This is a genomic window from Actinomadura flavalba DSM 45200 (assembly GCF_000374305.1).
Taxonomy (GTDB): domain Bacteria; phylum Actinomycetota; class Actinomycetes; order Streptosporangiales; family Streptosporangiaceae; genus Spirillospora; species Spirillospora flavalba.
The window spans coordinates 90202-103810 of record NZ_KB894096.1; the positions used below are offsets into that span (position 1 = coordinate 90202).

At 74.0% G+C, this 13609-nt stretch carries 12 protein-coding genes; 6 read left to right on the plus strand and 6 right to left on the minus strand.

Features of this window, described 5'->3' with window-relative positions:
- Positions 1 to 21: 21 nt before the first annotated feature.
- Positions 22 to 678: a carboxymuconolactone decarboxylase family protein gene (locus C229_RS0116425; protein WP_026313855.1), complete on the minus strand. Its 657-nt coding sequence runs from the start codon at positions 676 to 678 to the stop codon at positions 22 to 24.
- Positions 679 to 688: 10 nt separating this feature from the next.
- Positions 689 to 1237, minus strand: a complete 549-nt coding sequence (locus C229_RS0116430) for a VOC family protein (protein WP_018656176.1) — start codon at positions 1235 to 1237, stop codon at positions 689 to 691.
- 262 nt (positions 1238 to 1499) lie between these two features.
- On the opposite strand from C229_RS0116430, the gene C229_RS0116435 reads away from it, so the two are divergent.
- Complete coding sequence (locus tag C229_RS0116435) at positions 1500 to 3647, plus strand: anthranilate synthase component I (RefSeq protein WP_018656177.1); 2148 nt, start codon at positions 1500 to 1502, stop codon at positions 3645 to 3647.
- Between the two features lie 56 nt (positions 3648 to 3703).
- Positions 3704 to 4615 (plus strand): SDR family oxidoreductase, encoded by a 912-nt coding sequence (locus C229_RS0116440; protein WP_018656178.1) that lies wholly within the window; start codon positions 3704 to 3706, stop codon positions 4613 to 4615.
- On the opposite strand, the gene C229_RS0116445 is transcribed toward C229_RS0116440, so the two are convergent.
- The 3 genes from C229_RS0116445 to thyX are packed head-to-tail and all read right to left on the minus strand — an operon-like array spanning position 4606 to position 8410.
- Positions 4606 to 5568, minus strand: coding sequence for a helix-turn-helix transcriptional regulator (locus C229_RS0116445; RefSeq protein ID WP_018656179.1), 963 nt, complete (start codon positions 5566 to 5568; stop codon positions 4606 to 4608). The two genes, C229_RS0116440 and C229_RS0116445, sit on opposite strands and share 10 nt — an antisense overlap.
- Entirely contained in the window at positions 5550 to 7628 is a 2079-nt protein-coding gene (locus C229_RS0116450) for a molybdopterin-containing oxidoreductase family protein (RefSeq protein ID WP_240487314.1), read from the minus strand. The genes C229_RS0116445 and C229_RS0116450 overlap by 19 nt, the downstream gene beginning before the upstream one ends.
- Positions 7613 to 8410: an FAD-dependent thymidylate synthase gene (gene thyX, locus C229_RS0116455; protein WP_018656181.1), complete on the minus strand. Its 798-nt coding sequence runs from the start codon at positions 8408 to 8410 to the stop codon at positions 7613 to 7615. Before thyX ends, C229_RS0116450 begins: the two co-directional genes overlap by 16 nt.
- A 159-nt stretch (positions 8411 to 8569) precedes the next feature.
- Here thyX and C229_RS0116460 point away from each other — a divergent pair, with 159 nt between their 5' ends.
- Together C229_RS0116460 and C229_RS0116465 are read left to right on the plus strand one after the other, a co-directional pair.
- Positions 8570 to 9286 (plus strand): dienelactone hydrolase family protein, encoded by a 717-nt coding sequence (locus C229_RS0116460; RefSeq protein WP_026313856.1) that lies wholly within the window; start codon positions 8570 to 8572, stop codon positions 9284 to 9286.
- Positions 9283 to 10104 carry a helix-turn-helix transcriptional regulator gene (locus tag C229_RS0116465; protein WP_018656183.1) on the plus strand — a complete coding sequence of 274 codons (822 nt, stop codon included), beginning with the start codon at positions 9283 to 9285 and terminating at the stop codon, positions 10102 to 10104. The genes C229_RS0116460 and C229_RS0116465 overlap by 4 nt, the downstream gene beginning before the upstream one ends.
- A 72-nt stretch (positions 10105 to 10176) precedes the next feature.
- Here C229_RS0116465 and C229_RS0116470 read toward each other — a convergent pair whose 3' ends face one another.
- A complete protein-coding gene (locus C229_RS0116470) occupies positions 10177 to 11319 on the minus strand; it encodes a globin domain-containing protein (protein WP_018656184.1) in 1143 nt (380 codons plus the stop codon).
- A gap of 538 nt (positions 11320 to 11857) precedes the next feature.
- On the opposite strand from C229_RS0116470, the gene C229_RS0116475 reads away from it, so the two are divergent.
- Together C229_RS0116475 and C229_RS0116480 are read left to right on the plus strand one after the other, a co-directional pair.
- Positions 11858 to 12595, plus strand: a complete 738-nt coding sequence (locus C229_RS0116475; protein ID WP_018656185.1) for a gamma-glutamyl-gamma-aminobutyrate hydrolase family protein — start codon at positions 11858 to 11860, stop codon at positions 12593 to 12595.
- A 72-nt stretch (positions 12596 to 12667) separates the two neighbouring features.
- The gene (locus C229_RS0116480; RefSeq protein ID WP_018656186.1) at positions 12668 to 13606 is read left to right on the plus strand and encodes an alpha/beta hydrolase; all 939 of its coding nucleotides are present in this window, start codon (positions 12668 to 12670) and stop codon (positions 13604 to 13606) included.
- Positions 13607 to 13609 lie beyond the last annotated feature (3 nt).

Here is a 13609-nt window from a genome sequence, read left to right on the forward strand (position 1 = left end):
CACGTTCTGTTTAAGGCCAGGTCAGGACGGACCGGTGAGATCGTCGGCGATGTCGCGGGTGCCGTACCCCTCGGGCGCGGGCACCTCCACGACCGGATCGTCGCGGTCGTCGAACTCGACGCGCAGCGCCTTGGCCATCGTGGCGTGCATGTCGTAGAGGCACACCACGTAGGTGAGTTCGAGGATCTGCTCGTCGGGCAGGTGCTCCTTGAGCGCGGCGAAGACGCCGTCGTGGACGCGCCCGCCGCCCAGGACGAGCGCGTCGGTGTAGGCGAGGACGGCGCGTTGCAGCGGCTCGAACCGGTCGGAGACCTCCCACGACGGGATCGCGGCGATCGTCGCGTCCGGCACGCCGAGGGCGCGCATCTGCTTGCAGTGCTGGGAGAACACGAACTGGCTGCCGCGCGCCCACCCGGCGCGGGTCTGGCCGAGTTCGCGCAGCACCGGGTCCAGCGTGACGCCCCGGTAGACGCCGAAGCCCTGGACGCAGTGCTTGAAGATCGCCGGGTCGAGGGCGAAGACGCTCCACCAGTCGCCGGGCGAGCCCGTCGCGGTGCCGGGATCGTCCGGTGCGCCCGGGTCGCGGTCGGGGCCGAACAGCCGGTCGTAGAAGTACAGGACGAGCCTGTCCTCGCGCGCTTCGGCCTCGGCGCGGGGCACCCGGCGGAGTCGGGGCATGGGGGGCTCCTCAGACGGTGCGGTCGGCGGACGTCCTCGGTTCGTGTGCGACGTCCTCGGGGCGGTCCGGGCGGCGGGTCCAGGCGGCGAACTCCACGAGGACGCCGTCGGGGTCCTTGAAGTAGATCGAGCGGACGAAGACGCCGTCGTGCATCGCGGGGGCGACGCCGAGTTCGCTGTCGTCGTGGTTGAGCAGGACGCCGACGTCGACGCCCTTGGCCAGCAGGCGGTCGCGGTACTCCTCGATCCGCTCCGGCGGGACGTCGAACGCGACGTGGTTCATCGACCCGATCGCCGACATCAGCTCGCCCCGGTCGGGCAGCTCCTTGGGCGCGGTGACGCCGGGGACCGGCTCGGGCGCGTCGGGGAACCAGAAGAAGGCGAGCGCGTCGCCGCCGCCCGCGTCGAAGAAGAAGTGCTGGCCCCAGCCGAACGGCAGGTCGATCGTCTTGATCAGCGGCATGCCCAGCACGCCCTGGTAGAAGTCCACGGTCGCCTTCATGTCGCGGCAGACCAGGGCGAGATGGTTGATGCCGCGCAGCTCGAACTCGGTGTTCATGGCCGCGACCCCTCGGTGAGATAAGTGAACGCTTTTGTCTCATCCTCGCAGGCGGCGCGCGCCGCGTCGAGCCCGGCCACTTGGCCGCCACCCCGGAGAGCGGATAGTGTTCCTCCCATGCGAACCCCAGGCCGCCAGTGGTGGCGCCGCTGACGCGGCGCCGGTTCTCGAACGTTCCAATCCAGCGACCGCCCCATCTTCCGGCGGTCGCTCTCGCGTTTCCCGCCGGTTCCGGGGCCGATCACAGCGAGGGGCCACCCCGGTGGAGACCGTCTCAACCGAGTTCGTCACCAACGGCGGCGTGCGGGTCGTCCGCACGGCCGTCCCCGTCGACTCCGAGCGCAAGTCCGACGCGCTCAACGCCCTGGTCGCCGCCGTCGGCGAGCGGCGCGGCGGGGTCCTGTCGTCCGGCATGGAGTATCCGGGCCGCTACAGCCGCTGGCACATGGCCTACGTCGACCCGTGCCTGGAGTTCACCGCCCGGGGCCGCCACCTCACCGTCACCGCGCTGAACGCGCGCGGCCGGGTGCTGCTGCCCGCCGTCGCCGCCGTCCTCGCCCCCACCGGCGAGATCACCGAGCGGACCGGCGACGTGGTCGCGGTGCACGTCCCGGCGACCGAGGAGTTCTTCCCCGAGGAGCAGCGCAGCCGCCAGCCGACCGTGTTCACCGCGCTGCGCGCCGTCGTGGACCTGTTCGGCTGCGACGACCCGCACCTCGGCCTGTACGGCGCGTTCGGCTACGACCTCACGCTCCAGTTCGAGCCGCTGCGCACCCGGCTGGACCGCCCGGACGACCAGCGCGACCTGGTGCTGCACCTGGCCGACGAGATGATCGTCGTGGACCGCAAGCGGGAGACCTCGCACCGCGTCTCCTACGAGTTCACCACGCCGGACGGCGCGTCCACCGACGGCCTGGCGCGCGGCACCGAGACGATCGCCGCCCGGCCGCCCGCGCCGCTGCCGCCGCAGCCGGTGCCCGGCGTGTACGCGCAGATGGTCCGCGACGCCAAGGACAAGTTCATTCGCGGCGACCTGTTCGAGGTGACGCCCGGCCACGCCATGTACGGCCGCTGCACCGAACCGGCCGTGTTCTTCGAGCGGCTGCGCGAGACCAACCCGGCCCCGTACGAGTTCCTGTTCAACCTCGGCGACGGCGAATACCTCGTCGGGGCGTCGCCGGAGATGTTCGTCCGGGTGTCGGGCGACCGGGTCGAGACGTGCCCGATCGCGGGCACGATCCGGCGCGGCGCCGACGCGCTGGAGGACGCCGAGCAGATCCGCACGATCCTGTCGTCGGCCAAGGACGAGTCCGAGCTGACGATGTGCACCGACGTCGACCGCAACGACAAGTCGCGGATCTGCGTCCCCGGGTCGGTCAAGGTGCTCGGCCGCCGCCAGATCGAGCTGTACTCGCGGCTGATCCACACCGTCGACCACATCGAGGGACGGCTGCGGCCCGGGTTCGACGCGCTCGACGCGTTCCTCACCCACATGTGGGCCGTCACCGTCACCGGCGCCCCGAAGACGTGGGCGATGCAGTTCATCGAGGACCACGAGGACGCGCCGCGCCGCTGGTACGGCGGCGCGGTCGGCTGCGTCGGGTTCGACGGCTCGATGAACACGGGCCTGACGCTGCGCACCGCGCAGATCCGCGACGGCGTCGCGACCGTCCGGGCCGGGGCGACGCTGCTCTACGACTCCGACCCCGAGGAGGAGGAGCGCGAGACGCACCTGAAGGCGAGCGCACTGCTCCAGGCGCTGGCCGCCGCCGAGACCGGCGAGCAGGCCGCGCCCGCCCCGGCGGCCGACGACGCCGAGCGGACCGGGGAGGGGATGCGGGTCCTGCTGGTCGACCACGAGGACTCGTTCGTCAACACGCTCGCCGACTACTTCCGCCAGCGCGGCGCCGATGTGGTGACGCTGCGGCACGGGTTCCCCGAACGGCTGCTGGACGAGCACGCCCCCGACCTGGTGGTGCTCTCGCCCGGTCCGGGCCGCCCGGAGGACTTCGGCACCGCCGCCCTGCTCGACGCCCTGGACGCGCGGGGCCTGCCGGCGTTCGGCGTCTGCCTCGGCCTCCAGGCGATGGTGGAGCACGCGGGCGGGTCGCTCGCCCTGCTGCCCGAGCCGTCGCACGGCAAGCCGGGGGCGGTGAAGGTGACCGGCGGCGGGCTGTTCGACGGCCTGCCGGACGAGTTCACCGCCGCCCGCTACCACTCGCTGCACGCCACCCCCGACCGGGTGCGCGGCTTCGAGGTGACGGCGCTGCTCGGCGACGTCGTCATGGCCGTCGAGGACCCGGCGCGCCGCCGCTGGGCCGTGCAGTTCCACCCCGAGTCGATCCTGACGGCGGCCGGGGGAGCGGGGCACCGGATCGTCGCGAACGCGCTGCGGCTGGCACGCGGCTGAGACTCGCCCGGAAAACCTGCCACACGTTGTCAGGTTTTCCGGGCAGGCTCTCCCGCATGAACACCACACCGAAGATCGCGCTGGTGGCGGGGGCCACCCGGGGCGCGGGCCGGGGGATCGCCGTCGCGCTGGGCGAGGCGGGCCACACCGTCTACGTCACCGGACGCACCACCCGCGAACGCCGCTCGGAGCTCGGGCGGCCCGAGACCATCGAGGACACCGCCGACCTCGTCACCGCGGCGGGCGGCACCGGCATCGCCGTCCCCACCGACCATCTGGAGATCGACCAGGTGGACGCGCTCGTGCGGCGCATCGACGCCGAGCAGGGGCGGCTCGACGTCCTCGTCAACGACATCTGGGGCGCCGACCACCTCACCAAGTTCGACCTCAGCCTGCCGGAACAGTCGCTGGAGGACGGGCTGCGGATGCTGCGGCTCTCGATCGACACCCACGCCATCACCAGCCACCGCGCGCTGCCGCTGCTCAACCGGCACCCCGGCGGTCTCGTCGTGGAGGTCACCGACGGCACCGCCGAGACCAACGCCGAGTACCGCAAGGACTGCGGGTTCTTCTACGACCTCGCCAAGTGGGCGGTCATCCGGATGGGCCAGACCCTCGCCGACGAGGTCCGCCCGCACGGCGGCACCGCCGTCGCGCTGACGCCGGGCTGGCTGCGCTCGGAGGCGATGCTGGAGCACTTCGGCGTCACCGAGGACACCTGGCGCGACGGCGCGAAGACCGACCCGCACTTCCTCATCTCCGAGTCGCCCGCGTTCGTCGGCCGCGCCGTCGCCGCGCTGGCCGCCGACCCCGACCGGGCGCGGTGGTCCGGGCGGTCGCTGTCCAGCGGGGGCCTGGCGCTGGAGTACGGCTTCACCGACGTGGACGGCAGCCGTCCCGACGCCTGGCGGTACATCACCGAGGTGGTGTTCCCCGGCAAGCCCGCCGACACCACCGGCTACCGGTAGAGCGCCGCGAGCCGCGCGCCCGCCTCGGCGAAGCGGGCGCGCAGCTCGGGCGGCTCCAGAACCTCGATCTCCGGGCCGACGCGCAGGAGTTCGGTGTAGGCGACGTCCAGGGACTCGACCGGGAGCGTCGTCGTGACCCAGCCGCCCGCGTCGGGCGGGCTCGCGTGCTCGGCGGCCTCGGCGGCGGCGAGGGGTTCGGTCGCGAGGCGCAGGACGCGCAGGCCCGCCGGGCTGATGCGGACCGTGATGCGGTCGCGGAGCATCGACCGGCGGAACGCGTCGGTGCTCGCCGCCCAGTGGGCGGGCAGGTCGAAGGCGGCGTCGCGGTCGAAGACGGCGCCGGTCGCGGTCACGGCGGTGATCCGGTCGGCGCGATAGGTGCGGTGGGTGCCGTCCACGGCGGCGATCAGGTACCAGGTGCCGTTCTTCAGGACGAGGCCGTAGGGGTCCACCGTCCGTTCGACCTCGCGGTCGCGGCGGTAGGCGAGCGTGATCGTCTCGTCGTTCCAGACGGCGCGGGCCAGGTCGGGGAGCAGCGGCGGCGGGCCGGACGGCCCGAACCAGCCGGGCGCGTCCAGGTGGAAGCGCTGACCCGCGCGGGCCGGGGCGTCGCGCAGGGACGCCGGGAGAGCCGCGACGACCTTCAGCTCGGCGGCGGCGACCGCGTCGGCCAGGCCCATGTCGCCCGCCGGACCGGGCAGCCCGGCCAGGAACAGCGCCTCGGCCTCCTCCCGGGACAGGCCCGTCAGGCGCGTGCGGTAACCCGCGACCAGGCGGTAGCCGCCGTGCCGCCCCTGGTCGGCGTAGACGGGGACGCCCGCCGCCGACAGCGCCTCCACGTCGCGGTAGACCGTCCGCTCGGAGACCTCCAGCTCGGCCGCCAGCTCGGCGGCCGTCATCGTCTCGCGCGCCTGGAGCAGCAGGACGAGCGAGATCAGCCGCGCCGCGCGCACGCCGCGACCTCGATGCGGGTGTCGTGGAAGACCGGGCCGCCGCCGAGGTCGGTGACGTCCTCGCGGGTCACCGCGTTGACCGAGGCGCCGCCGGTCAGCTTGGCCCAGTGGCCCTTGGTCGTCGCGGCGACGCCCGGCCGGACCCGGTCGGTGAGGCGGGCGACGGCCTCGAACGCGCCCCGGTCGTTGGACGCGGTGACGCGGTCGCCGTCGGCCAGTTCGCGGGCGGCGGCGTCGCCGGGGTGCAGCCACAGTTCCGGGTCGCCCGCGCGGCGGCGCAGACGCGGTTCGTTGGCGAACGTCGTGTTCAGGAAGTGGTGCGACGCCGCCGAGATCAGCGCGAGCGGGTACCGGGCGGCGCGGCCGGCGTCGGTGACCTCGGCGGGCGGGACGTAGCCGGGCAGCGGGTCGGCGTCGCCGCGCCGCTCGGCGCGCGAGGACCGGAACTCCAGCCGCCCCGACGGCGTCGGGAACCCGTCCGCGTACGGCAGGAACGGGTCGGGGACGGACAGCCGCACCGACCCCTCCCGGCGCAGCCGGTCCAGGTCGATGCCCGCCAGGAACGGATGCCCCGAGCCGAGCGCCTGCGCGGCCAGTTCCTCATCGGAGTCGTACAGCGACGGCTCGTCCAGGCCCATCGCGCGGGCCAGCCGCCGGAACGTCTCGGTGGCGGGCAGGCACTCGCCCGGCGGCGCGACCGCCGGTTCGTTCCAGTGCAGGTAAAGGTGGCCGTAGCCGTCGTTGAGGTCGGCGTGCTCGTGCTGCATCGTCGCCGGGAGCAGCAGATCGGCGTAGTCGGCGGTGTCGGTGCGGAAGTGGTCCACCACGACCGTGAACAGGTCGGAGCGGGACAGGCCGCGCCGGACGCGGTTCTGGTCGGGATTGCTCGCCGCCGGGTTGCCCGCCAGCACGAGCAGCGCCCGCACGGCCGGGTCGGCGTCCAGCAGCGTCCCGCCCAGGCGGCTCATCGACAGGATGCGCGACGGGTGGGGGAGCAGGTCGTAGCGGTGCAGCCGCGCCTTGTCGATCTTGGAGTGGCCGGACGTGGACGTCGCCAGCCCGCCGCCGCGCAGCCGCCAGTCGCCGGTGACGCCCGGCAGCGCGGCCAGCGCGCGCAGCGCGTTGCCGCCGCCCGCGTGCCGCTGGAGACCCTGCGTCGCGCGGATCGCGGTCGGCCGGGTGCGGGCGATCCGCTCACCGAGCGCCACGATCGCCTCCGCCGGGACACCGGTGATCGTCGCGGCGCGGCCGGGCGGGAACTCCGCGATCCGCGACCGGAACTCGGGCCAGCCGCTCGTGTGGTCGCGGAGGAACGCGTCGTCCTGCGCGCCCAGGCCAACGACCACGTGCAGCAGCGCCAGCGCGAGCGCGGCGTCGGTGCCGGGCAGCGGGGCCAGGTGATCGTCGGCCAGCCGCGCCGTGCGCGTCGCCACCGGGTCGATCGCGACGACGTGCGCCCCGGCCGCGCGCGCGTCCTGCACGAACTTCCACACGTGGTGCCCGGACGTGAGCGGGTTCGTCCCCCACAGGAGGATCAGCCGGGCGTGCGCCAGATCCTCCGGGTCCATCCCGGCGGGGGAGCCGAGTATGTCGGAGATGCCCGTCGCGCCCGCGACCGAGCAGATGTCGGCGCTGTGCAGCGACGCGCCCAGCAGGTTGAACAGCCGCCGCCCCGGCTGGCCCTCCAGACCCTGGAGGTAGCCGAGCGTGCCGGTGCCCCAGTACGGCCAGATCGCCTGGCCGCCGTGCTCGTCCACGATCGCCCGCAGCCGCGCGGCCATCTCGCCCAGCGCCTCGTCCCAGGAGATCCGCGCGAACCGGCCCTCGCCCTTGCGGCCGACGCGGCGCAGCGGCGCGGTGACCCGGTCGGGCTGCCCGGCCCGCTCCAGCCACCGGTTGACCTTGCCGCACAGCGCGCCGCGCGTGTACGGATGGGCCGGGTTGCCGCGCAGCCGCACCGCCTGACCGTCCTCGACCGAGACGACCCAGGAGCAGCCGTCCGGGCAGTCGAGCGGGCAGGCCCCGGCGACGTCGCGGACGGGCATCAGACCTTGCGCCACCGGGGCGTCCAGGCGCCGTCCTCGACCTCGTAGTCGCCGAACAGCGCGGGGGCCTCCTTGCGCAGCACCTCACCGACGAGGTTGAAGAGCAGGCGGATCTCCTCCTCGGCGCCCTCGGCGGTGCGGGCCTCCAGCGTGTGCCGGAGCGTGCGGACGTTCGCCGTCCAGACCAGGCCGGTGCCGACGCCCTCGGGGGCGAACCGCCGCATGAACGACGTGCGGTGCTTCTTCACCGCGAACGGGACGCCCTCGTCGTCCAGGCCGAAGTGGCCGGCCATCCAGCCCTGGAACTCCTCCATCTGCTCCAGCAGCGCCGTCGCGCGCTTCATCAGCTCCGGGTCGTCCTTCGCCCACTCGGGGAACCAGAACGGGATGTCCTGGAGGCGGACGAACCGCAGCGACTCCTGCGAGATCGCCACCCCCGGCCGGTGCCGGATCAGCTCGTGGGTCAGCACCCGGCTGACGTTGTGCAGCACGAAGCTGAACGACACGTGCTCCAGCACCGACCCGTGCAGCGACCGCAGGATGTTCTGCAGGTACTCGGTCTGGTCGGTGCGGACGCGCGTCACGTTCGGGTTCAGGCCCGGCTCCCACGAGCGGTAGCAGAGCCGCCCGGCGAACTCGGCGAGGTTCTGCGGGTCGTTCAGCTCGGCGTCCAGGTCCCCGCGGTCCAGGCGCTCCAGCCAGCTCTCCCCGCCGACCTCGCGCAGATACCGCGCGACCTCGTCGTAGTCGAGTTCGGGCTTGGCCACGAGGAAGACCTCGGGTTCGACGCTCTTCACTGCTGCCCCAATGCATCACTTCGCCTCACGGTGAGGCGTGTCAAGGAAACCAGGTCTTCGCGCTGATCGCGAGCGGTGGGGCGGGGTGGGCGTCCCGGTCCGGGCGGTGTGTGTGAGGGTGGGGCCCAACGTTGTGGCGAGGACAGGGGTGTGACGGACATGGCCGAGATCTCTCTCACCGTCGGGGGCCGTACGTTCCCCGGTTATCTGGCCGTTCCCGAGGGGGAGGGGCCGTGGCCCGGCGTCGTCGTGGTGTTCGAGGCACTGGGGGCGAGCGCCGACATGCGGGCGCAGGCCGACCGGCTGGCCGCGCGCGGGTACCTGGCGCTGCTGCCGGACCTGTACGGCGGGAAGCCGTGGATGCGGTGCGTCATGGGCGCGATGCGGCAGATGATCGCGCGGCGCGGCACCGCCTACGACGTGATCGAGGCGTCGCGGGTGGCGCTGGCGGAACGGCCCGACTGCACCGGACGCGTCGGCGTCATCGGGTTCTGCCTCGGCGGCGGGTTCGCGCTCGTCGCGGCGGCCCGCTACGACTTCCAGGCCGCGTCGGCCAACTACGGCATCCTGCCGCGCGACACCGGCGCCCTCGCCGGCGCGTGCCCGGTCATCGCCCACTACGGCGCGAAGGACCCCACGCTGCGCGGCGCGGCGGCCAAGCTGGAGCGCGCCCTGACCGCGCACGGTGTGACGCACGAGGTGACGGAGGTCCCCGGCGCGGGGCACGGCTTCCTCACCGAGACGTCGGTGCCCGCCCCGATCATGCCCGTCGCCCGGGTCACCTTCGGCCTCGGCAAGGGCCGCGAGAACGCCCCCGAGGCATGGGACCGGATCTTCGGATTCTTCGGCGAGCACCTGCACGGCGAGAGGACGTGACGGCGAACGCGCTGGGCGAGGCCCAGCCCATCGGGGACCGGCTGCGCGCCTGGCGCCACCGCCGCCGCCTCAGCCAGCTCGAACTCGCCTCGGCCGCGCAGGTGTCCACCCGGCATCTGAGCTTCGTGGAGACCGGCCGGTCGATGCCGAGCCGCGCGATGGTGCTGCGCCTGGCCGAGCACCTGGACGTCCCCCTGCGCGACCGCAACCTGCTGCTCGTCGCCGCCGGATACGCCCCCGGCTACGCGGAGACGCCGCTGCCCGAACCCCGCATGGACGGCGTGCGGAGCGCGCTGCGGCAGGTGCTGGCGGCGCACGAGCCCGCGCCCGCGCTCGTCGTCGACCGGTTCTGGAACCTGGTGGACGCCAACGCCGCCGCCGGGCTGTTCCTGGAGGACGTCGCCCCCGAGCTGCTGCGCCCGCCGGTGAACGCGCTGCGGCTCAGCATGCACCCGGACGGCATGGCGGGCCGCATCGCCAACCTCGGCGAGTGGCGGGCGCACATGATCGGGCGCGTGCGGCGGCACGTCGCGCTCACCGCCGACGCCGCGCTCACCTCGCTCTACCGCGAACTGCGGGACTACCCCGGCCCGCGCGCCGACGTCGCCGCCGAGCCGGACGGCGGGGAGGTGCTGGTGCCGCTGCGGCTGCGCGCGGACGGCCGCGACCTCGCGTTCATCACCACGATCGCCACGTTCGGCACGCCCCTGGACGTCACGGTCGCGGAACTGGCCATCGAGGCGTTCTATCCGGCCGACGCCGCGACGACGGCGTTCCTGCGCGAACGCGCCGCCGCGGCGGACGGGGCCCCGGTCTGACCGCGCCTCAGACCGGGGCCGTCTCCCTCCCCATTCCCCCCTCGGGACGCCGCGCGGGCGCTCCGGCCGTGCTCAGGCGTGGTGCACGACCGGGCAGCCCCGCGCGGGCGGAAGCTCCGGGACGACCGGCTCGCCGGTCTCGGCGAGATCGTGGTGAATCCTCGCGGACGGCACGCCGAGCCGGCGCAGCGCGTCGACCGCCGTCCGCGTCATGTCCGCCGGGCCGCAGACGAACGCCTCGTGCTCGTCCAGGTCGGGCAGGCCGCGCAGCACCTCGGGCAGGACGTCGGGCAGCAGCCCCGCCCGGTACGGGTGCTCGCCGTAGGCGTCCGACAGGACCGGCACGATCCGCAGCCCCGGGCACGCCTCCGTCAGCGCCCGCAGCCCTGGCAGGTCGTACAGGCCGCGCTCGTCGCGCGCGCCGACGACCAGGTGGACCGCGCGGTGCGGCGCGGTCGTCGCCACCTGCTCCAGCACGGCCTTGAGCGGCGCCAGGCCGGTGCCGCCCGCGACGAGGACCAGGTCGCGGTCCGAGCCGGGGTCGAGCGTCATCGTGCCGAGCGGCGGCCCGAGCAGCACCGTGTCGCCCGGGGCCGTGGAGCGGACCAGCGCGCCGCTGACCCACCCGCCGGGCACGGCCCGCACGTGCAGCTCCAGCGAGCCGTCCGCGCGGGGCGCGTTGGCGACCGAGAACGGCCGCCACACGCGCGGCCACCGCGCGCACTGCACGGTGACGTACTGGCCGGGCGTGAACGGCACGGGCTGCCCCGGCCGCAGCGTGAGGACGGCCAGGTCGTGCGCGCGCCGGTCGTGCGCGGTCACTTCGGCGACCCACCAGGGCGGGGTGTCCGCGTCCTGCTCGGCCGCCTCGATCATGAGGGTGGACGCCGTCCGGTAGGCGGCGGTCCACGCGGTCTCGGCCTCCGCCGACCAGGCGGGGCCGGCGAACTTGCGCAGCGTCGCGAGGAGCGCGGCACCGACGGCCGGATAGTGCTCGGGGCGGACCCCGTACTTGCGGTGGTCGCGGCCGAGGCGCCGCAGGTACGGCAGCAGGCTGTCCGGGTCGTCCAGGCGGAACACGATCGTGGTGAGCGCCTGGAACAGCCGGTCCCGCTGGACGTCCATCGCGGGCGGGAACAGGGCCCGCACGCGCGGCTCGGCCGCGAAGAGACGGCCGTAGAAATAGGCCGCCGCCTTTTCCCCCGATGCCTCCACGGGGAGAAAACTCGATCTGATGGTTCTGGGTTCCACGGTCATTTCCCGCACTCGCCCCCCAGGTTACGGACACCGAATCCCGGCGTTCCCCGGCGCTTTGTACGCCCCCGGGTGTCCGGCTGGGTGAAATTCTCGCACCCAAAGCCGCAGGTACTCAACCGATTCCCGGCAAGCCGCAACGAATACTTCAAAGAGTAATCGTGTCATGATTCTCGGTAGTCATCCCGTCCGAGGGATCGGGAGAAGGATACTGATCGGTATTGATAAAGGTGCCGGGAGTTGTCGCGGACGATCTCTGACAATGGCCGTCGATGGTGCGAGGTAGGCGGCATGCTCGCTGTCCGCCGTAAATGTCGCTATTGCTACCATCGGTGGACGATTCTCTACCCCCGGCCGTGCGGCGCCGCCGCCGCGCGTCCGCGGGGCCGGGGATCACCGAGTCGCCGGATACGCCATGATGCTGAGACGAAGCCGGTGCAAACCCGCACATCGGAACGCGGGCACCGCCCGGCGTTCCCGAGGAGACCAGGGACCAGGCATGCCAGAGGACACCCGCCCGACCTCCGCGCCGCCCCCGCCGCTGATCGGCGTGACCACCTATCTCGAACCGGCCCGCTGGGGCACCTGGGTCCGGGAGGCGGCCCTGCTCCCCGCGCCGTACCTGCGCGCCGTCGAACGCTCCGGCGGCGTGCCGGTGCTGCTGCCCCCGGCGGGCCGCCCGCAGGGGCTGCGCACGCTCGTCTCCCGGCTCGACGGCATCGTGTTCGCCGGGGGAGGCGACGTCGACCCCGGCCGGTACGGCGCCGAACCGCACGCCGAGACGTCCCCGCCGCAGCCGCACCGCGACCGCGCCGAACTCGCGCTGCTGCGCGCCGTGCTGGAGCAGAACACGCCGTTCCTCGCGATCTGCCGGGGCATGCACCTGCTCAACGTCGCGCTCGGCGGCACGCTCGTCCAGCACCTGCCCGACCAGGTCGGCCACGACGGGCACCGCCCCGAGATCGGGCGCGTCGGCACGCACCGCGTGCACATCAGCGGCAGCAGCGCCCTGGGCGGCGTCCTCGGCGCCACCGCCGACGTCCCCACCTACCACCACCAGGCGCTCGATCGCGTCGGCGGCGGCCTGGAACAGGTCGCGTGGGCCGACGACAAGACCGTCGAGGCCGTCGAGCTGCGCGGCCACCCGTTCGGCCTGGCCGTCCAGTGGCACCCGGAGGAGGGCGACGACCAGCGGCTGTTCGAGGCGCTCGTCGCGGCGGCGTCCGGCGGCGGCTGACCGGGCGCGGATCACACCGCACGCCGGATTGGCCGCCCCCTCCCGGGGAACCGGTCCCGGCAAGGAGGACGGATGTCGCTGGACCCGCAGACCGAACGGTACGTCGAGCAGCTTCGCGGTTTCACCGCGATGGCCGAGCACGGCGGCGCGCAACCCTCGATCCACGAGCTGCGCGAACAGCTCGACCTGGTGTTCCCGGTGGAACGCCGGGACCTGCCGCGCGTCGAGGACCTGCGCGTGCCCGGCACCGGCGGGGAGATCCCCGTCCGGCTGTACCGGCCCGAGCCCGACGGCGCGCCGCTGCCCGTGCTGGTCTACCTGCACGGCGGCGGCTGGGTGGTCGGCGGCATCGAGGCCATGGACGTCTCCTGCCGCGAGCTGGCGGCGGGCGCGGGGTGCGTCGTGCTCAACGTCGGCTACCGGCTCGCGCCCGAACACCCCTACCCGGCCGCCGCCGAGGACACCTGGAGCGTCATCGCGGCCGTGCTCGCCGACCCCGCCCGGTTCGGCGCCGACCCCGGCCGCGTCGCCGTCGGCGGCGACAGCGCGGGCGGCAACCTGGCCGCCGTCGCCGCGCTGCGCGCCCGCGACACCGGGGTGCCGCTGGTGCACCAGCTCCTCGTCTACCCGGTCACCGACACCGCCCGCGACACCGAGAGCTGGGCGCAGTACGGCAGCGGCTACGGCCTGGACGCCGACCAGATGTCCCGGTTCATGGAGATGTACCGGGCCGGCGCGGACCCGTGCGAACCGGGCCTGGCGCCGCTGCACGCGCCCGACCTGTCCGGCGTCGCGCCCGCGACCGTCATCACCGCCGAGTACGACATCCTGCGCGACGAGGGCGAGGCGTACGCGGCCCGGCTCGCGGCGGCGGGCGTGCCCGTCGAGGCCCGCCGGTACCCCGGCGTCGTGCACTCGTTCTTCCTCATGCCCGACACCTTCGACGCCGGACGCGACGCGCAGGCCCTCGCCGTCGCGCGGCTGCGGGAGGCGTTCGGGACGCCCGGGTGACGC

Excerpts from the sequence above, each read along its gene's own strand:
- C229_RS0116425 (WP_026313855.1), bottom strand. The coding sequence starts at position 678 with ATGCCCCGACTCCGCCGGGTGCCCCGCGCCGAGGCCGAAGCGCGCGAG.
- C229_RS0116475 (WP_018656185.1), top strand. The coding sequence starts at position 11,858 with ATGCCAGAGGACACCCGCCCGACCTCCGCGCCGCCCCCGCCGCTGATC.
- C229_RS0116480 (WP_018656186.1), top strand. The coding sequence starts at position 12,668 with ATGTCGCTGGACCCGCAGACCGAACGGTACGTCGAGCAGCTTCGCGGT.
- C229_RS0116440 (WP_018656178.1), top strand. The coding sequence starts at position 3,704 with ATGAACACCACACCGAAGATCGCGCTGGTGGCGGGGGCCACCCGGGGC.
- C229_RS0116460 (WP_026313856.1), top strand. The coding sequence starts at position 8,570 with ATGGCCGAGATCTCTCTCACCGTCGGGGGCCGTACGTTCCCCGGTTAT.
- C229_RS0116430 (WP_018656176.1), bottom strand. The coding sequence starts at position 1,237 with ATGAACACCGAGTTCGAGCTGCGCGGCATCAACCATCTCGCCCTGGTC.